The organism is Sphingomonas sp. PAMC 26621 (assembly GCF_000251145.1).
In the GTDB taxonomy this organism is placed as follows: Bacteria; Pseudomonadota; Alphaproteobacteria; order Sphingomonadales; family Sphingomonadaceae; genus Sphingomonas.
Map to the genome: position 1 here is coordinate 228,001 of NZ_AIDW01000015.1, position 19,260 is coordinate 247,260.

Sequence of the window (19,260 nt, forward strand, 5' to 3'; positions counted from 1 at the left end):
GAGTTAGATGAGTTGAGACGTACCCTTCCGCGCCTCGCCTTGGCCGCGCTCGCCGCCCTGAGCGGGATGGCGGGGTGCGCGCGCTACACCGCGCTTCCACTGGCGACCGCACCGCCGCTGGCGGCCGACGTGCGATCCCTGGCGCGGGCAGAAACGATCGTCGGGACGGAACCGTTGTCGGTCGCGCGGGTGGTCGACCTCGTCCTCGCGAACAACCCCGACCTCAAGGCGGCACGGCTGCGACGCGCGATCGCCGCGGGCCAGACGCGACAGGCCGGCGTTCTGCCCAATCCGTCTCTGACCGGCGCCTTCCTCCCGCTGCTGTCGGGCGGCGTATCGGTGCCCGCGTGGAACATCGGGCTCAGCCAGGACATTAAGGCACTGCTCACCTACCGCACGCGCCGCCGCGCCGCGGTGGACAGCGAGCGCCAGGTCGCCGCGGATATCGTCTGGCAGGAATGGCAGGTCGCGGGATTGGCGCGGCAAGTCGCGGGGGACCTGATCCTGAGCGCGGCCAGTCGGCAAGGCTATGTCGCGGCCTATCAATTGCTCGCCGCGCGCAACGCCAAGCTCGAACAGGCGCTGGCGGCGCGCAACGTCACGCTGGTCACGGTTGCGCCCGACCGGGTCGCGTTGCAGGCCGCGCGGACCGCGCTCAACGCGCTCGACCAGCGGCAATTGGCGTTGATGCATCAACTCGACGCATTGCTTGGGCTCACCCCGGACGTCGTGGTCCCGCTTGCGACGCAGACCGATCTGCCGCGGTTCAACCCCGCCGCGATCCGCGCCGGGCTTGCGACGCTGCCCGACCGCCGCCCCGATCTGATCGCACTGCGGCTGGGCTATGCCGCGTCCGACGAACAGCTGCGCCAAGCAATCGTCGCGCAATTCCCCGACGTCCTTCTCGGCGGCAGCGTCAGCAGCGACAGCTCGAAGGTCATCAACAGCGGCCCCAATGCCGCGATCGGCCTGCCGATCTTCGACCGCAACCAGGGCAATGTCGCGATCACGCGCGCGACCCGAGCGCAGCTCCATGCCGACTATGCTGCGCGCCTCGCGACGGCGATCGGCACGGTCGGTGCGCTGCTGCGCGAAATCGAGCAGCTGTCCGCGCAACTCGCGATCGCGCGCCGCGACCTGCCCGCGGCGCGCTCCGCCGCCGAGCGGGCGCAGGCCGCGTTCGGCGCCTCCAACATCGACGAGCGTGGCTATGTCGACCTCGTCTACAACCGCTTTGCCAAGGAACAGGAGATCATGACGCTCGAACTGGCGTTGCTCGATCGGCAGGTCGCGATCCAGACACTGGTCGGCGACGGCCTGCCCACCGTGGACGTGCCCGCTGGCGACACCCGCGCGGTGCCGCGATGAGAGTGCCGCTCGGTCTGTCGATCGCACTGGCGTTGTCGGGCTGTGGTGCCGGGGGCACCCGCGAGGCCGCGCAAACCGCTGTACCGAGCGTGCTCGTTTCCACGATCACACCGGCACAGGGGTCGTTGCTGCAAACGGTCACCGCTTACGGCACGGTTGCGCCCGCGCTGAACGGAACGCGCACGTTCAGCGAAGCGCAGCCGGGCCAGATCACGCGGTTGATGGTCGCCCCTGGCACGGCGGTGCGGCGCGGTCAGCCGCTCGCCTCCTTCGCCACCGCGCCCGCGTCGCGGAGCCTGTACCGCCAGGCGGTCGATGCGCTGACCACGGCGCGCAAGCAACGCGCGACCACCGCACAACTCCTGTCGCAGCAACTGGCGACGCAGGACCAGCTCGTCCAGGCCGAAAAGGCGGTGTCCGACGCGCAAACCTCGCTCGCCGCGCTGCAGGCGGATGGCGCGGGAAGCGGCGAGCAGACGCTGACCGCCCCGTTCGACGGCGTCGTCACCACCGTGAGCGTCGCGCAGGGGGACCGAACGCAAGCCGGTGCGCCGATCCTGACGGTCGCGAAGGCGGGCGGCATCGTCATCACCGCCGGGATCGACCCGTCCGAACGCAGCCGGGTCGCGGTCGGGCAAGCTGCGTCGATCGTCCGCCTGTCGGGCGGAACGCCGCTGGCCGGGCGCGTGCTGCGGGTCAGCACTGCGCTCAATGCCCGCACACGGCTGGTCGACGTTGACGTGACGTTCCCGGCAGGACGCCTGCTTCCGGGCGAGGGCATGCAGGTCGCGATCGCCACGGGGCAGATCGTCGGCTGGGTCGTGCCGCATCGCTCCGTCGTTACCGCTGGCGGGCCGGCGCACGTTTTCCAGGTCGGCGGCGGCAAGGCGGTCGCCGTCCCCGTCACGGTGCTGCTCGCCTCCGACGCGGGCGATGTCGTCAGCGGGACGATCGATCCCCGGCGTCGCCTGATCGTCGATGGGGCCTATCAGGTCAGCGATGGTGCCGCCGTGCGGTGGACGCGCTGATGCTCGAACGGTTGCTGCGCGAGCAATCGCGCGCCTTCGTCCTGATCGCCATCGCGCTGGCACTGGCGGGGCTTGTCGCCGCGCTGTCGCTGCCGATCGGACTGTTTCCGCAGGTGTCCTTCCCGCGGGTCGTGGTCGATCTCGATGCCGGCAGCCGCCCCGCCGACCAGACCGCGCTGACCGTCACCCGCCCGATCGAGGAAGCGCTCCGCGCGATTCCCGGTGTGCAGGACGTCCGCTCCGCGACCAGCCGTGGGTCGGCGCAGATCTCGATCGATTTCGGCTGGGGTCGCGACATGGTCGCGAGCACGCTGCTGGTCGATTCGGCGATCGCGCGGACGATCCCGTCGCTCCCGACCGGCACGCAATACACCGTCCGGCGGATGGACCCGACGGTCTTCCCGATCATTTCCTACGCGCTCGTCTCGACCACCGCCGATCCGGTCGCGCTGCAGGACATCGCGAAATACCAGATCACCCCGCTGCTCTCCTCGGTCCCAGGGCTCGCGCGTGTCGGCGTGCAGGGGGGAGACACCGCCGAGGTGCAGGTACTCGCCGATCCGCACCGGCTCGCCGATCACACTCTGTCGATGACCGACCTCGCCACCGCGATCCGCAACGGCAATGTCTTGAGCGCGGTGGGACAGGTGCAGGATCGCGGTCGCCTGTCGCTCGTCATCGCCGATCGTAGCGTGACGACCGCAGCGCAGATCGGCGCGATCGTGGTATCCGCCGATCCGCAGGGCGTGGTCCGCGTACGGGATGTGGCGACCGTTCAGAACGGTGCCGTCCCGGTCTGGCAGCGTATCGTAGAGGACGGCACGCCCGCAGTGCTGTTCAACATCTACGAACAGCCCGACGGCAATGCGGTGCGGATCGCGCAGGCAGTGCAGCAGAAGCTCGCCACGCTCGCGCTGCCGCCCGGCGTCAAGCTGGTGTGTTGGTACGACCAGAGCGAGCTCGTCACGCAATCGGTCGCGAGCGTGCGCGACGCGGTGCTGATCGGGCTCGTGCTCGCCGCCCTGGTTCTGTTGTGGTTCCTGCGCAGCTGGCGGGTGACGCTGGTGGCGATCATCGTCGTGCCCGCGACGCTAGCGGCGACGGTGCTTGTGCTCAGCATGCTGGGAATGAGCTTCAACATCATGACCCTCGGCGGGATCGCAGCCGCTGTCGGGCTGCTGATCGACGACGTCATCGTGATGGTCGAACATATTGCGCGTCGCGCCGGGGCGATCGGCGAAGATGGCCGCCCGGCTGGCGATTCCGCCGTCATCCCGGCGGCCCGCGAGTTCCTCGCGCCGCTCACCGGATCGAGCCTCGCGACGCTGATCGTGTTCGTGCCCTTGTCGTTCCTCACCGGGGTCACCGGCGCCTTCTCCAAGGCGCTGTCCCTGACGATGGCGGCGGCGCTCGCGATCTCCTGGGCGATGACCGCCTTCGTGGTGCCGGTGCTGGTGCGCTGGCTGGTCGATTTCAGCGCGTGGCATGATCCTGGTGCTCCGGGTGTAGGGCGGGTGGCGCGTGTCCATGATCGCATCCTCGACCGTTTGTCGGCACGCCCCTGGCTGCTCGCGGTGGCCGCGTTGCCGCTGCTGGTGATCGGCTATATCAGCTACGAAAACGTGCCGAGCGGCTTCATGCCCAAGGTCGACGAAGGCGGGTTCGTGATGGATTATTACACCGCGCCCGGCACGTCGCTCGACGAAACCGGTCGGCAGGTCGGCCAGATCGACGCGATGCTGAAGGCCAATCCGGCGGTGCTGACTTTCTCGCGCCGCCTCGGCACCGGGCTCGGCGGCGATCTCGGGCAGAGCTATCACGGTGACTATTTCGTACGGCTCAAGCCCGATCATGCCGCCCCGACCGAGGAGATCGCGGCAGCGGTGGCGGACCGGATCACCGCGCAGGTGCCGGGCGTCCAGGTCGAGGTCGCGCAGCTGATCGAGGATCTGATCGGCGACCTGACCGCAGTGCCGCAGCCGATCGAGGTAAAGCTCTATGCCACCGATCCTTCGGTCCTGCAGGGCGAGGCGCGCAAGGTCGCCGCACTGATCGGCAAGATCGATGGCGTGGTCGAAGTGAAGGATGGGGTGCAGCTCGCAGGCGATGCGCTCGACGTCCATGTGGATCCGGTCCGCGCCGCGCTCGAGGGCGTCGCCCCCGCCGAAGTGGAGGCGCAACTCAGCGCCGCCTTGACCGGGAGCGTCGCAACCACGCTCGCGCAGGCGAGCAAGCCGGTCGACGTGCGGGTGCGCTTGCCCGACGCACTGACGCTCAGCGAAGCCGGGCTCGCCCAATTGCCGATCCGCGCGAGCGATGGGCACGTCTTCGCGCTGTCGCGCGTTGCCACGATCGAGTCGGTGACCGGCCAGCCACAGATCAGCCGCGAAAATCTCGAGCCGATGATCGCGGTGACCGGGCGGATCCAGGGCCGCGGGATCGGTGCTGCGGTCGGTGACGTGCGTGCGGCGCTCGACAAGGTTGGGGTGCTCGCCCCTGGAGTGCGCTACGAACTGGGCGGCTTGTACCAGCAGCAGCAGATCGCCTTTGCCGGGCTGATCCAAGTTTTCGGGGCAGCGCTGATCGCAGAACTGGCGTTGCTGCTGATCCTCTATCGCCGCTTCTGGCTGCCGGTGATCATCATCGGCTGCTCGCTGCTGTCGACCACCGCGGTGTTCACCGCGTTGTGGGCGGCCGGGGTCGATCTCAATATAACCGCGCTGATGGGAATGACGATGATCATCGGTATCGGGACCGAGATGGCGATCTTCTACGTCTCGGAATTTGAAGAACTGGCGCGGACCATGCCGCCTGCAGAGGCGACGCGCGAGGCGAGCCGCAACCGTCTCCGCCCGATCACGATGACGACGCTGGCGGCGATCTTTACGCTGCTGCCGCTTGCGCTGGCGATCGGCCAGGGTTCGGGGATCCAGCAGCCGCTCGCAATCGCGATAATTGCCGGCCTAATGCTGCAATATCCCTTGGTGCTGCTTGCGATGCCGGTCCTCGTCCGGCTCACGTTACCAAAGGAGGGGCGACATCCTGTTCCTGTTTCGACGCCTTGATCTTACCGTGGGAAAACCGGATTATCGGTCGCGACCCATAGCCGCCGTTCGCCGCGACTTTTCACCCTCCATTGCTTTCGGCGGTCGGATTCAAGGGAAACCCAGCCCCGATCGCGATTGTGCGACAAACAGGTTTTTCCGGCATTCGGCCGATGCATGGCCGAACGTCACGCTGCGTTAATCGTAAACCTCCCAACGACTGACCGCCCGCACTGCTCGATGTAAGACCGATCTCGAGATTCCGTGATGGGCGATTGAACTGCAACAATTGGTCCCGCATTCGTTCAGCTGCTTAATTGCGTGCGAATGACCGGTTCCGGCATGAGCGGACGTTCGAGCGTCCATCGCGGAATGACCTGGACTGGTCGCTAGCCGTCGGTGGCACCAGACAGAGTAGACCGGGCGCTTTAACATATCGGCCCCCAATAGCTGCTCGACCTCTCCACAACTAATTCGCGCCGTTTCTATAAACACCGCATCGAAGTAACAATCGTCGGCTTTCTACCAGTAGGCCAGAGCAAAAGTGCTCTGATGCTAAAGCACACCTCGTCCTCAGACGCTGGGCGAACAGCGAACCCAATGAGACAGATCAAGGTCGATCATCACGTGTCGGTCTTTCGGCGAAGCCGTCCGGTCATCAAATTTTGCGAGAAAGGCGCGTGCAAGAGCGAACGCGTCGTCAGCGCTTGTCTCAGATGTTACCCCATCGTTCGTGGCATGAGGATCGATTATGATAGCATTCCGATATGCGGCAACGATCCCCTTGGCACGACGAATTACAGCCGCTTCCAAATTATTGCTCACCGGCCGATTTGATATATGCCCGAGACCGAGGCCTGAACACGGAGCCTTCATAAACTTAACAAGCTCGCGCTCAGCCTGGGCAAATCGGATAGCGGTAACGGTAAACGCTGCTAGTTCGGTCAGGCCTGCGAAATGATGCGCATGTAGAGACTGTTGGTCTCCTGATCCTGGCAACCGGGCGTTACGGCATTCATCCATTATCGCGCCAGCCCCAATCAGAAGTTGCGCTCTACCATCATCGAGTTCATCAAGTGAAATCTTTAGCGTGGGGTCGAACTCGATGTCTTTCGAAGGGGCCCTCACTGCATCGAGCAGGGGACCGTCTGTTCCGCGCAATCTCACTTTCTATCGTCCATGACGACGAGCTATGTCATCCGCACTGAAAATTCGATGAATTGTATTTTCGGCTAGCTGCAAAATATTGATATTTTCGTTTGTACTAAGCGTTTTAGTAAACGGCCGCATGAAGTACGGATAAATTGATACCCTAGATGCGCGACGACAACATGCACTACGCTGTAGGTCGAAGGCACCCCAAAACTGGGCGCAGCGCGCAATAGCGCCGAGTGAAATATTTCTAAAGTTTAAATCCGGGATCTTTTTGGCAATATTCCTTGTTAACGTAATGTCACCGCAAACCGCTTGATTATAAAGTTCCTCCGAAAACTCCTGGATCTTCCAGAGGTTGTCAGCAAGATGATTGATACGGAGATCATGGTCTCGATTATTATAACCTCCGAATCCGTCAACAATCAGGCTGGTGCACTGCTCCATATCGCCAGGAGTGGCGCTTTGAGATTTTACGATCAATTCGCGTAGAAAGACTGTAAGCGCCGGCTTTGATTTTGGAATGCTATCAGCCGGCAGCTTTGAGTACTTAGCGCCGTGCAAGCCATGCGCTAAAACGTTCATATCGCTGCTGGCGACAGCATATCCGGATCGTGCAGCCATTTTGACACCGTCATGAATTGCTCGATCCGCCCAGTTCCTCACATGCCGGGGAAACCAGTCGCTTGAGGTTAGTCTGGAAATCCGTCCTCTTCGGAAAAGGCTTTTGTCGAGCCAACTGCCGATGAGATCGTCGCTCGTTCCGCCCTGGTGATTTTGACTGTGGGTCTGGTCAATTTAACCCTCTCTATCTTGTCCACCAGAAATGGGCCCGTTCGACGTGGATTCATTCATGACACAGAAATATCGGTTCCCAACAAATAAGGGACCTAGTTTCCTTATAGCCGAGTGAGCATTGTTTCTGATTAATGGCGTCATTTCGGAAGCTTTTGCCTCGACCACTCATTGCGAAGATCGCCTCGGGTTCCACATATCAGGTGGCGATCTCGCAATTGGCTTCTGCCCAAATCGGGATTGTGGCGTGGAGCTTGGAATTTGAAGTTGTAGGCCACGCCCGACAAGATGGAGTCTGGCGGCTCGTTGAGATGATCCTACAACATGCGTTGCCATTGGAGGATGAGCTCGGCGATCGGCTCGACGCACCTTAAAGGGCTAGGCGCGCTCGCGCGCGATTATTTTGAGTGAGCTGCTGCCGGTCTCATGGACACCAAGTTAGGCTACATGAGCTTGCTTCTCGAAGTCCATGGGGCTGAGATAGCCCAAGGTCGAGTGCCTGCGTGTGGGATTGTAGAAGCGTTCGATGTAATCGAACACGTCCTGCCTTGCCTGATTGCGCGTGCGGTAGGTTTTGCGTGCGATGCGTTCGGTCTTCAGCGAGGAGAAGAAGCTCTCCATCGCAGCGTTGTCCCAGACGTTGCCCGACCGGCTCATCGAGCAGGTGACGCCGTTGTCGGCCATCAGCCGCTGGAACTGCTGGCTGGTATATTGGCTACCCTGGTCGGAGTGATGCAGCAGCGCATCGGGCTTGCCGCGTCGCCAGATCGCCATGACCAGCGCATCAGTCACGAGCTGTGCCGTCATCGTGTCGCTCATCGACCATCCGACCACCCGCCGCGAGAACAGGTCGATCACCGCGGCCGCATACAGCCATCCTTCGGCGGTCCAGATGTAGGTGAAGTCGGCCACCCACTTCTGGTTCGGCGCGTCCGCGCTGAACTGCCGATCGAGCACGTTGCCCGCGATCACCGAGCGTTCGCCATGATCCTTGGGCAGACCGCGGCGTCGCGGCCGCGCCAGTCAGACCGTGCGCGCGCATCAGCCGTTCGACCCGATGCAGGCCACAGACGAGGCCTTCGGCCAAGAGATCGTGCCAGACGCGACGCGCACCATAGGTTCGGAGCTGGAGATGAAGCTGGCGCGGATCTTTCCTGCATACACTTGGTCGCTGCGCGACCGGGCACTTGGCGCCCGCACGAGCCAGGCGTGGAAACCACTGCGCGAGACATCGAGCGCCACGCAAAGCCATGATACCGGCCAGATTCCTCGATGCTTTGCGATGAACCCGAACTTCATATCGAGTCCCTGGCAAAGTAGGCCGCGGCTTTTTTTAATATGTCACGTTCAGCCTTCATCCGGGCCAACTCGCGGCGCAGCCGCTCAATCTCCTGCTGCTCGGGCTTCATCTGACCGTTGCCCGGGAATGCCGACTGGGGATCAGCTTCCGCTTCGCGGACCCATTTGCGCAGCACGTTCTCGTGCAGGTCCAGGTCGCGGGCAGCCTGCGCTACCGCCACACCCCGATCGCGGACCAACTTCACCGCCTCGAGCTTGAACTCTCGGCTGAACTTCCGTCGTTGCATTTACACCCTCCGGTTCCGAAAACACCTTATCTCGGTGTCCACGAAACCGGCAGCAGCTCAGAGAACCTCGCCCGCGATAGGGGAGGTGGCTCGGCAAACTTGCACAGGCTGTTAAGTGGAGTTTCTGTCTGAAGGCGGCCAGCATTGCTGCCAAACAGGAGAGGAGATGACGAAGCGAACACGCCGGAACCACAGTCTGGCGTTCAAGGCGAAGGTAGCCTTAGCTGCGGTTGAGGGCGAGAAGACGCTGGCCGAGCTGGCGCAGCAGTTCGACGTTCAACGTGACGTATCGACTCCACATCAACGGGAGACCGATGTTTGGAAGCCAATAAGGCGTTACGAATGTTGGCATGTGAGTCAGCGCCGCCGCAAAACTGGCGGCAGGATTCGACCAGCTTTAGCCGTTCAGCGATCCGAGCGCGGTCATCAATCGCCGGCACATCGAATCATGCCGAATCGTGTCGAGCGGCATCTTGTGGAGATTTGCCAGTTGATGGCGCACCACCGCCGTACCGCCAGCAACGGCTCCACGATCTCCGCCAGTCCCGGAAAGCCCTCGACCAGATGACGAACAATGGCCTTGTAACCGATCGTGCTGACGACACCGACCTTGCGCCAAACTTGAGCAGCATGCCGCACATGTCGAACTGAAATGATTAAGCTTGCGCTGCATGAACTTGCGGCTGTTCAGCAGCAAGCTCTCCTCATGAACCTATCAGGCGAGGTTGCTGCAGAGCCGTTACGCATATAGAACGAAATCGACGGTCATTCATACCGCGACTATTAGGGGCACCGTGGCTTTCGATCTATTGGCGAGTCCGTTTGCGCGGCTCAATGTAAGCACTCGTGCGACCCGCGCGGAATTGGTTGAGGCACATCAACGAGCTGTGCTGGACGGTGAGCATGACGAATCCGATCTTGATCGCGCACTTGCTGCGCTGACGGCTCCACGCGAACGGCTTCGGGCTGAACTCTCCTTTCTCCCGGGCAGCACGCCCGCGCAGGCAAGAGCGATGCTCGAACGACTAAAGACAACCCCATTTACCGGTAGCTGGGGCGAGGGATGGGATGGCGCTAATGTAATTGCACATCTTCTGAGCAATGGTGAGAAGACGGCCAACGTTGTTGCTTTGCTTGTGAAAACCCATACGCCTGATGTCGTCGGCATCGAAAGAAAAATAAACGAAGCGCGGCAGATTTCAGGGTTCCCGCCCATACCCAGTGGAATTCTCGCAGCTGAGGTGGGGTCACTTGTTACAGCCCACGCGGATACGGCCGCGGAACGGCTTTCCAAAAGAGATGGCGGTTATGAGGAGGCAACGGCTGTCGTCGAATTTGGGTTGCAAGATGAAGGCCTTAGGCCCTTTCTCAGCGCCTTTGTTGAAGCGTTTGCTCGGCATACTGCTCCGCATCTTGCTCGCCTTTCCGCCGATTTGGAGGCATCGTCGTCTAGACTGCGGAGTGCTCGCACTGTCGCAAACGCTGAAGCTCTTGCCGCCTGCCTTCATCGCTGGGACACCGTGCGGCAACCGGTCCAATTGTGGGACGAAGCGCAAGGGATTGATGAGCCAGACTCGCGTGCGCTTGGCGGTAAGCTGCGGGATTTATACATCGAGCTCGCAAACGAGCATTCTGCATATGAAGTCGCCCTCGTAATTTCGCGCGCTTTACACGAAGCTTTTGGCGAGCTGCCCGGGATGCGAGATCTTTTTGCCGAAGACACTGGCACATTGGATGAGCTGGCTGGGCAAGCTCGCCTCACTGCCATTATGGCTCCGGTGGTGGATGCGCTCACGACGATGGCAATTAAGCCGACAGTGACGGCAATTAATCTTGACGCCTGGATAGGATCGCCTGTCCGCAAAGATCCTGGAAAGCTACGCGCCGTATTCGAAACTGCACTCGACAAGCTGAGAGGCGAGGACACCGGCATACCGGCGATGAACATTCGCAGCCTTACGCTTGATCTCCATAACGAACACACACTGAGCGACGCGGCTTTGCGACTGACCCGTTGGCTGTTGAGCTATCGTGCAAGATTGCCTGGTTCGGTAGTTGCCAAGTTATTGGATGATCAAACGACGCTGCAGCGGATAGTTTGGCAAAACGAGCTGAAGAGTAACCTTGATCGCGGCGATCTTAATCAAGCCGAAACTTTAGTTGGCAATCTTCTCGGGACCGCTACAGACGCGGAGGATCGTGAGCTGATGCGATCGGTCAGGGCTGACATCGTTAGCCGTCGTGGATCGCGAAGCCGGGGGCGTTGGGGTTGGGGTATTGCAGCAGCTTTTGTAGCTTTGATTATATTCTTGGAAAATAGCGGGCAAAAACCAGCGTACGTGGACACCCACACCTATGCCACGACTTCGGCAGAAACTGCTCCACCCGCTGCCGAGGTCATGGACACATCCTCTGCTAACTCAAGCGCGGATGTAATGACTCCGCCGGCAATGCAGACAACCGATTTGAGTGCGCCAGCTGCGGTCGGTAATAGCGACACGAAAGAAGAAACACCGCCGCTTAGTTTGGCCGGTCAATCCTTTTCGATGCCAGAATTGCGCTACTGCAGACGCCAGAAGGAACGCCTCAGAGCAGCATCAATTGCCGTTGATAACAGTGTCGTCAGTGAGGTCGACGGATTCAATGCCGCTGTCGATGAATTCAACGGTAAATGCAGTGATTTTACATATCTGCAGAGTGATATGACGACCGTAACGAGTGAAGTTGAAGCCGACGCAGCCACATTGGCGGACGAGGGAAGATCGATGGTGCAAAGATGGAAATGAGCGTCGCGATAGCCGAGACGGCGCTTGCCGATCTCGCAGTGGAGTATTGGAAGTTGCACCGTGCGTTCCAGCGGAGCCTTACCCATCTCGACGAAGACCGTGCACACCGGGCAGGTGCACAAGCTCGGTTCGCTGCAGGGCGTCTAGATATCGTGTTGGCCGGGGCCGGTCTGAAGCTGGCGCGCTTCGAGGGGCAAGTGCTCGGGCCAGAATTGCCGATGGAAACGATCAACGCCGACGAATTAACGGCTGTTGTTGCTCCCGTCGTTGTCGAAACAATTGAGCCGGCCGTGCTAGCCGGTGACCGCGTTGTCCGCATGGGCCGCGTTCTAGGGGGAGCGGGCGATGTATCTCGGAATTGATCTTGGAACCTCCAACTCGGCGGTCGTTGGCAACGGCCCGGATGGTCTGCGCTTGTTTAAGACGGCCGACGGGCGAGATGTCCTGCCCAGCGTTATCTATGCCGATCGTCGAGGAGCGCGGTTTGTTGGTACACGCGCTTATCAGCAGTTAGTGAAATCGCCGGCCGATGTCGTGCACGGTTTTAAGCGGTTAATGGGCACAGACAGTCGCCTGTCATTCGCAGCCTCGGGCATTTCCTTCACCCCTGAGGAGGCAAGCGCAGAAGTGCTTCGTGCTCTCGTCAGACAGGTTCGATCAGCAGTTGGAGAAGTTGATTTCGAAGGCGCGGTGGTCACCATTCCTGCGGCATTTAACCAGATGCGGTCAGAAGCCACCATTCGGGCAGCGAACCTCGCCGGCCTCGAGCGCGTCGGCCTGATCCAAGAGCCGGTAGCGGCGGCAATGTCTGCGCTTGAAGGCGGTACCCGCCGCGACGGCAAATTTTTAGTCTATGACCTTGGTGGCGGGACGTTCGACGCCGCATTAGTGGAAAGCTTGGGCGGCAATGTTACCGTACTCGCACACGAGGGCATCAACATGCTTGGTGGCCGTGATCATGACCGGGTTATCTTAGACTCAATCGTGCGCCAGTGGCTAGCGAGCAACTTCGCACTGCCTAGTAACCCATTTGCTGATTTGGCTTACAAACGCCTGTTCGATATAGCCCGTGCACAGGCTGAAATAGCCAAGATCGAGCTATCAACCCGCGACGAAGCAACAGTTTTCGTCAGTGACGACGAAGCTCGGGTTAATGACCTCGATGGCAAGCCCATCTACATTGAAGCCGTCGTAACCCGCGCCGTCTTCGAATCGTTGATTGCCGAGCGCATTGATGAAAGCATCGCTCTGTGCCGGAAGCTGCTTTCTGAAAATCACGTCACGCATGATGACCTGGACCGCATAGTCTTTATTGGCGGACCCTCGAACATTCCTTTTGTCCGCGAGCACGTTCCTGCGGCACTTGGTGTACCAGCTGATCTGACGAGCGATCCTATGACAGCGGTGGCACGCGGGGCAGCAATCTTTGCTGAAAGTCGTAATTGGGGCCCAAAAGCCAGTAAGCGTAAGCCACAACGCGCGGCGACGATGGCGACCGGGGATATCGATGTTCGCTTTGAGTACACCGCTCGCGCTGCAGACGAAACCGGGCGTATCCGTGTCCGTGTGGGGCCCACTGCGGTCGCGGCTGGTCTGCGACTGCGCCTGACGGGTCCCGAGGGCTTTGATAGCGGCGAGCTAATGTTGGTAGGAGATCGCGACGAAGTGGTACGTTTACCATCGATCGGCGAGAACCGTTTTGTAGCGAAGCTACTGTTGTCCGACGGAACCAGAGCGTTACCCGATCAAGCTCTAATCATTACGCGCGTCCACGCGAGCGCGACGGCAGCAACAGCGGCGCAGACGGTTGCAATCAAGGTAGTGGCCGGGCCATCGACGGCGCAATATAACGCGTTATCCGTTCTGGTGCTCAAGGGGGCGTCATTACCTGCTCAAGGCGTCAAAGCATTAAAAACAATGAGGGAGCTGGTGGGTGGTGTTCCCGGGCACTGGGATGCGGAGCTGTTCAATCAGTCTGAGGGTGTCGACGATCCGATGCTCAACCTATCGATCGGCAGCTTCCGCGTATCGTCCGAAAAAGATCTCGACGACGGCCAGAGGATGCCCGCGGGGACCCCGGTCGCGCTACACTGGCAGATGGATGACAATGGCCTAATCAACTGTGAGCTTGAGATCGCAAGCCTCGGTATCCGACTGGCGGATAAAAAGTTCTACGTTTCCCAGGTCGGGCATAAAAATTTTGACGGTGGCGACGGACAATCGCTGGCTGCGTCCTCTCTCGATCGCGCACAGGAAGCCCTTGATGAGACCGAAGCTGCGCTCGGGCTATCAGCAGCGCCCGTGATTGCAGAGCTCAGGCGTAGGCTTGCCCGACACCGTGAATTGTTAGCGAACTCTGCCGACGCGGAGGCGCGTCGCTCAATCACAGAAGAAGCCCGGCACATCCTTCAGGACATTGCGAAGCTACGCGGGTTGCCCGATCATCGCCGTCCATCGTTGCTGGCTGACGTAATGAATATCGAAGACGATTTCGCGGAGATCGCTGCCGATGCAAGCAAGCCGGCGGTCGAACGGATGCAGACACTGGGCCGCACGGCGCGCGAGGCGTTGTCCCGAGAGGATTGGGACCGTACCCGACAAACTGTCGAGGAGATGCGCAGCCTATTACAACGCGCCTATGCCGAAGATCCAAGCTACTGGCACGCGTTTCTAGAGCGCTTCACCGAGCAGCGATACGCCGCGCTCGACAAGGATTTGCACGATCGACTTGTGAAGGCGGGCGCGGCTGCCGTTGAGCAAGAAGATCTTGCGGCGGTTCGAAGCACGGTTCAGGCAATGGCACGCAACCGAGTAGCCGCCGCCAGCGATAGCCGCGAGGTTGCGTTACTGGCCGGACTTGCCGCAGCGTGATGACGTGAGCAATTCAACGTCTGAGGTGACGAAGTCGGGAGCGGCTCTGGACGCTGAAGGCCCGCTTGTAATGAAATCCGTCTTGGCCGCCGTCTCCAACGGCTGCTAAGTCCAAAGGGGAGGCGACAGCAGTCGCCCACCTCATGCCGTTCCGGTGCGCCAAGATGAACGTCGGCTCGCGCCGGAACCAGTCATTCGCTGGTACGGCAACAGCACAGCAACAACACACCCATGTCAGTCAATCCGCAGCCACGACTAAGGCCTAAGATCTGCCGTGTCGAGAGACACCTTTTTGTCGCCTGCATCTATGCCACTGCTTCTGGCGAGGAGACTGCGCGAAGAGCGTATTGAAAGGAAGCTATCGTGAGCGCGGAACGGTTGGAACAATTAGAGCGGCTGGCGAGGCTGCGAGCCGATGACATGCTCACCGATGAGGAGTTCGCGGTCGAAAAAGGGAGAGTGCTGTCAGAAGTCGATAGTGTCCTCGCCGTGCAACTCGCGGAGAAACCTCCGCGTCGCCGGATTTGGCTTGTTACCGGTCTGGTCGCCGTTGTCGGCGCCGGCCTATTGGGCGGTGCATTTGTCATAAACGATCTGCCGGGCGGCCCTCCGGCACCAGTGCTCGCTGTTACCGCGAATACGCCGCTTAGGCGAACTCCGATGGAACTTATTGTCAAGCCTATTTTGCCGGAGCCGAGGATGGGTTGCACGGGCAGCGCGTGCCGAGTTCTGACTGCGCGTGGCTGGGCAAGAATCGAAGCCGGAATGAATGTCATACGCGCCGAAAAAGTCTCCGGGCTCAAGCTCCGCGACGACGGCCATTATGAGGGGGTCGAAGGTTGTGCGCGTTATGAGGTCGTCGGCGGTCCCTCTGCTTTGTCGATGCTCGTGGAAGGAGGGGTGATAACCTCTCTTTCGACAGCGGGTAAAGGCTGGCGGACCGACCGCGGCGTCAAGGTGGGCGACTCAGAAAGCGCAGTTCGCAATACCTACAGTCCACTCCGCCAGGAGCCAGACATTTACGGCGACGCGAGCGACAAGATACTATTTTTCGATACTGAAAAAAGAAAGTTCGGCCTTGTGTTCGGAATCAAAAAAAGGAAAGTTAGCTGGATAACGGTTGGCGGATCTAGTCGCGGCTATGTAGAAGGATGCCTGTGATCTTGGTACGCGCGGGACGATACACTCTACTACCTTTGCTATTTGGGATGTTAGCGTGCCAGTTCATTCCGGGCACAAAGACCCATAGTCGACGTCTCGCAGAAAAGCTTGCTTCCGAGGAATTGATTGATCCGTCCTCATCTCAGTTTAGAAATGTGCGCGTATTCGGCACCCAAGTCTGCGGAGAGGTGAATGGCAAGAACAGGATGGGCGCATACGTCGGATTTGGCCGCTTTCACGTTAACGTGACTGCCAAACTCGCCATGCTCGATCCCCAGTTCGACCCGGAGTTTTTAATGTCTGCAGAAGATTTGTGTCGCTCGATGCGAAGCAACTCGTATGCCTCCGCAGGCGCCACCGCGTCCGCCTGCGAACGCGCCGGGGAAGAGAGGGTCAAGCTGGCGCTCCAAACCCTGTTCGACCAGCAGTGGAACTCATACTGCCGGACGTGGCAAGCGGCTGATCCAACGGCCAACTGAGATATTGGGGGTCGGTACATAGAACGGACCAAAGTCTACGATCTCAAGACGGTCATCCGAGACGCTGGTCAGCCCGCTGTTCCGCTGCCCAAGACACGAGCGGTTATATTGACGCTGGTAGTTGTGCCGCCAGCGCCTGAACGACGGCAATTTATAACGCTCTCATTCGTGGGTTGATTATCGCGTGACCCGTATCCGTCGGTTGGCCTATCCTCCGTTTGAGCTTGGCCGTCGGACGAACCTACCCGACGTACTGCGGAGTGCCCATCACCGTCGGACGCCCGCGGCATGCCGACCAAGGCTATTCAGATGGTGCGCTAGCAACTCCTCTCGGGATCGTTGCGAGTGGATCATCCAGCCACCACCGATGGCACACGACGTCCGATGTTCAATGCATAACGGCCAGACCTGACCGTTCTCCGGATATAGATCGTTGCCGCGCGAACGACCTCTTCATGCGAAGCTGTCAATCCCCATCGCCGTTCTGAACGACGGCTTCTCTATCGCGGCGTTAGTCAATAGGCGCAGGCCGTTGGCCGCCGCGGGCGCGCCGGTGATGGTTGGTATGCAACGCTATTCAGGTGCTGACTTTCTGCCGAGCGTGCGATCGCAACACGAGGTTCGTGCTTCTCTCCGGGGTCGGCACGAAGCCGCCCCATGATGGGGTAAGAAAAAGCGGCGTGGATCAATCTTTGTAACGCCTTTATCGCGAGCGGTAGGCTGCCGTCGTTACGATCTCACACCACCTTCGTCCCCGTGAGGACCTTTTCCTGCCGAGGCAGAACCGTAAAAGCTCCTGTTTGAAATTGTGTCAGGCGATAGCGACGGCGACCGCGGTGCCGGGTGCGTTGCCCCAGCGGAAGTCGGTGCCATCCGTCCACATGCGGTGGAGGACAACGGCCAGGCGGCGCGCGACGGCCACGATGGCTCGGCGCATGCCCCGGCGCTGTGCGACCTTCATCCCCCAGGCCTTGAGCCACGACCAGGTGCCGGCTCTGGGTCAGCAGGACCTGCGCCGCCTCTTACAGCATCGTTCGCAGCATGATGTCGCCGGACTTGGAGATGCCGCAGTCATAGTCGACCTCGCCCGACTGATGCCGCCGGGGCGTCAACCCGAGATGCGCGCCGACCGCTCTGGAATGAACGAAGCGCTGGGGTTGGTCGATCGAGGCCCGATAGGTGAGAGCCACCACCGGGCCGACGCCGGGCGCGGTCATCAACCGTTTGCAGACCGGATCATGCCGAACCGTGTCGAGCAGCATCTTGTGGAGCGTGGCCAGTTGCTGGCGCATCACCCGCCGTACCGTCAGCAACGGCTCGACGATCGCCGCCAGTCGCGGAAATCCCTCGACCAGGTGACGGATCCGGGCCTCGTAACCGATTGTGCTGACGACACCGACCTTGAGGCTAGAGTTGCGGAGCGTGCCGCGCATGTCGGACTCGATGTCGATCAGCTTGCGCTGGACGAGCGCGCGGCTGGTCAGCAGCATGCGTAGCTCCTGCGCGGCTAGCGTCTTGACATGCACCGGCTTGAACAGGCCGACCCGCATCATCTGGGCGATGCCGCGGGCATCGTTGCGATCAGATTTGTTGATCTGCTGCGCCTGCAACAGCGCCTTCATGTGGCGGGTCTCGACGCAGATGACCGGCAGACCAGCCTCGCTTAGACCGTACAATAGCCATTGCGACAATGGCCCGGCCTCGATCCCGACCCTGACGTAATCGGCACCGATCGACGTCAGCAGTACGGCTATGTCATCGGGCTCGGTCGGCACCTTACGCTCGCACACCACCTTGCCGGCATCGTCCACCACGCACACCGACGTCTCCTTCACCGAGACGTCCAGACCCACGAAATGCGCCATCGCTCACACTCCTTCCCTCGATGCTCGAGGTCAGGCTCGACCCCGATCCAGGCATCGTATGTGGAGGGACTGCAATCTCACCATCCAACGGGCGAAATGCAGCCGCGGCGATACACCATCTTTCGAGGAGCTTCAAAGCGCGCTTAAACGGCGTCTTATGTGTCAAAAGGATCCAAACCTGTCGATCAAAATCTGAACCATTAATGTTTCAGGTTTTGATCGACAGCTAACCGCCGGCAGCTCTCGACCAGACCCGGTCGTTCCAATTAGCCGCCGCGAACGTCTGCTCCTGGCAGAAGCTGCCGTTGGAATGCTCGAAGCGGACCGACAATAATGCGCCCAAACTTGGTCATTCAGAGTGCCCGCTCGATCATTTGCCCCCCGGCCAAACAACGCGAGCTGTAACGTGTCGTCCAGATCCACTTCGAGGAGTTCGGCGACGCGAAGGCGATCGCGACTTCCGATTGGAAGAAGCAGGCGCGCATCCTCAAGGTTGTCCTCTACGGGAGCTATGCGCATGGCGGCTGGGTCGATGAACCGCACACAGCCAAGGCCTATCAGTCGGATTTCGATCTTCTCGTCATCGGCAACAACGACAAGCTGACCGACCGGATCGAAGTCTGGGCGACCGCCGAGGACCGGCTCAACCGCGAACTGGCGATCACCAAGACGCTGCGCACGCCGGTCAATTTCATCGTACACACACTGGCCGAGGTGAATAACGGCCTGGCCCATGGGCGCTACTTTTTCATCGACATCGCTCGCGACGGCATCGGGCTTTACCAGAGGGAGGATACCAAGTTTCATGAACCCAAGCCGGAGACACCGGGACAGGCGCTGGCGATGGCTCGTCTGCGGTTCAGATGCTCTAACTAGCTGCAGCCGCGTATTTGCAGGCCCGATACCTCAAGAGAGCTTGTCTATCGCGCATGGGTTTCCAGATAGCGATCGTGGACGGGTCATATTGGGAGTTCAGCATCGTCCATGCTATGCTGACTGCTCTGACGATGCAGGATTACCGCAAGCCGAACATCTAACACGACTGGCACGCCCAACGGATCGCGCTACATCCAACATCCTGAGGTTAATGGTCAGGGCGATGTTGAGCACGGTACTTTACAGCCC

11 protein-coding genes and 3 pseudogenes are annotated in these 19,260 nt (G+C 60.6%); 10 read left to right on the plus strand and 4 right to left on the minus strand.

The window, feature by feature from the left end:
• Positions 1–39 precede the first annotated feature (39 nt).
• Genes RI03_RS07990 through RI03_RS08000 form a run of 3 tightly spaced genes read left to right on the plus strand, consistent with a single transcriptional unit; the run spans position 40 to position 5,461 of the window.
• Positions 40–1,368 carry a TolC family protein gene (locus RI03_RS07990; RefSeq protein ID WP_010216473.1) on the plus strand — a complete coding sequence of 443 codons (1,329 nt, stop codon included), beginning with the start codon at positions 40–42 and terminating at the stop codon, positions 1,366–1,368.
• Positions 1,365–2,396 (plus strand): efflux RND transporter periplasmic adaptor subunit, encoded by a 1,032-nt coding sequence (locus tag RI03_RS07995; protein WP_026046552.1) that lies wholly within the window; start codon positions 1,365–1,367, stop codon positions 2,394–2,396. The genes RI03_RS07990 and RI03_RS07995 overlap by 4 nt, the downstream gene beginning before the upstream one ends.
• The gene (locus tag RI03_RS08000) at positions 2,396–5,461 is read left to right on the plus strand and encodes an efflux RND transporter permease subunit (RefSeq protein ID WP_026046553.1); all 3,066 of its coding nucleotides are present in this window, start codon (positions 2,396–2,398) and stop codon (positions 5,459–5,461) included. Before RI03_RS07995 ends, RI03_RS08000 begins: the two co-directional genes overlap by 1 nt.
• A 552-nt stretch (positions 5,462–6,013) precedes the next feature.
• On the opposite strand, the gene RI03_RS23480 is transcribed toward RI03_RS08000, so the two are convergent.
• From RI03_RS23480 to RI03_RS08010, 3 genes and pseudogenes are all read right to left on the minus strand, one after another.
• Positions 6,014–6,601, minus strand: coding sequence for a hypothetical protein (locus RI03_RS23480; RefSeq protein ID WP_138995625.1), 588 nt, complete (start codon positions 6,599–6,601; stop codon positions 6,014–6,016).
• Between the two features lie 9 nt (positions 6,602–6,610).
• The gene (locus RI03_RS23485) at positions 6,611–7,216 is read right to left on the minus strand and encodes a hypothetical protein (protein WP_138995626.1); all 606 of its coding nucleotides are present in this window, start codon (positions 7,214–7,216) and stop codon (positions 6,611–6,613) included.
• A gap of 609 nt (positions 7,217–7,825) precedes the next feature.
• A pseudogene (locus RI03_RS08010) lies at positions 7,826–8,973 on the minus strand (IS3 family transposase).
• Between the two features lie 166 nt (positions 8,974–9,139).
• Between RI03_RS08010 and RI03_RS23490 the strand changes: the two are divergent.
• The 6 genes from RI03_RS23490 to RI03_RS22255 all read left to right on the plus strand — a co-directional run bounded on the left by RI03_RS23490 (position 9,140) and on the right by RI03_RS22255 (position 16,270).
• Entirely contained in the window at positions 9,140–9,541 is a 402-nt protein-coding gene (locus RI03_RS23490) for a hypothetical protein (protein ID WP_138995627.1), read from the plus strand.
• A 226-nt stretch (positions 9,542–9,767) separates the two neighbouring features.
• The gene (locus RI03_RS23495) at positions 9,768–11,759 is read left to right on the plus strand and encodes a hypothetical protein (protein WP_138995628.1); all 1,992 of its coding nucleotides are present in this window, start codon (positions 9,768–9,770) and stop codon (positions 11,757–11,759) included.
• Complete coding sequence (locus RI03_RS08020) at positions 11,756–12,121, plus strand: hypothetical protein (RefSeq protein WP_170318358.1); 366 nt, start codon at positions 11,756–11,758, stop codon at positions 12,119–12,121. Before RI03_RS23495 ends, RI03_RS08020 begins: the two co-directional genes overlap by 4 nt.
• Positions 12,105–14,630 carry an Hsp70 family protein gene (locus RI03_RS08025; protein WP_081504211.1) on the plus strand — a complete coding sequence of 842 codons (2,526 nt, stop codon included), beginning with the start codon at positions 12,105–12,107 and terminating at the stop codon, positions 14,628–14,630. Before RI03_RS08020 ends, RI03_RS08025 begins: the two co-directional genes overlap by 17 nt.
• A gap of 363 nt (positions 14,631–14,993) precedes the next feature.
• On the plus strand, positions 14,994–15,791 hold the full coding sequence (locus RI03_RS08030; RefSeq protein WP_026046555.1) for an SHOCT domain-containing protein: 798 nt from the start codon (positions 14,994–14,996) through the stop codon (positions 15,789–15,791).
• Entirely contained in the window at positions 15,788–16,270 is a 483-nt protein-coding gene (locus tag RI03_RS22255; protein ID WP_170318359.1) for a hypothetical protein, read from the plus strand. The genes RI03_RS08030 and RI03_RS22255 overlap by 4 nt, the downstream gene beginning before the upstream one ends.
• An 811-nt stretch (positions 16,271–17,081) precedes the next feature.
• Here RI03_RS22255 and RI03_RS08040 read toward each other — a convergent pair.
• A pseudogene (locus RI03_RS08040) lies at positions 17,082–18,135 on the minus strand (IS110 family transposase).
• Between the two features lie 305 nt (positions 18,136–18,440).
• Here RI03_RS08040 and RI03_RS22655 point away from each other — a divergent pair.
• Positions 18,441–18,996, plus strand: a pseudogene (locus RI03_RS22655) (nucleotidyltransferase domain-containing protein); the annotation flags it as partial.
• Between the last annotated feature and the right edge of the window lie 264 nt (positions 18,997–19,260).

What these genes read in the sequence shown, in the direction of transcription:
- RI03_RS08000 (WP_026046553.1), top strand. Translation starts at nt 2,396, where the DNA reads ATGCTCGAACGGTTGCTGCGCGAGCAATCGCGCGCCTTCGTCCTGATC.
- RI03_RS23490 (WP_138995627.1), top strand. Translation starts at nt 9,140, where the DNA reads ATGACGAAGCGAACACGCCGGAACCACAGTCTGGCGTTCAAGGCGAAG.
- RI03_RS08020 (WP_170318358.1), top strand. Translation starts at nt 11,756, where the DNA reads ATGAGCGTCGCGATAGCCGAGACGGCGCTTGCCGATCTCGCAGTGGAG.
- RI03_RS07995 (WP_026046552.1), top strand. Translation starts at nt 1,365, where the DNA reads ATGAGAGTGCCGCTCGGTCTGTCGATCGCACTGGCGTTGTCGGGCTGT.
- RI03_RS08025 (WP_081504211.1), top strand. Translation starts at nt 12,105, where the DNA reads ATGTATCTCGGAATTGATCTTGGAACCTCCAACTCGGCGGTCGTTGGC.
- RI03_RS23485 (WP_138995626.1), bottom strand. Translation starts at nt 7,216, where the DNA reads ATGGCTGCACGATCCGGATATGCTGTCGCCAGCAGCGATATGAACGTT.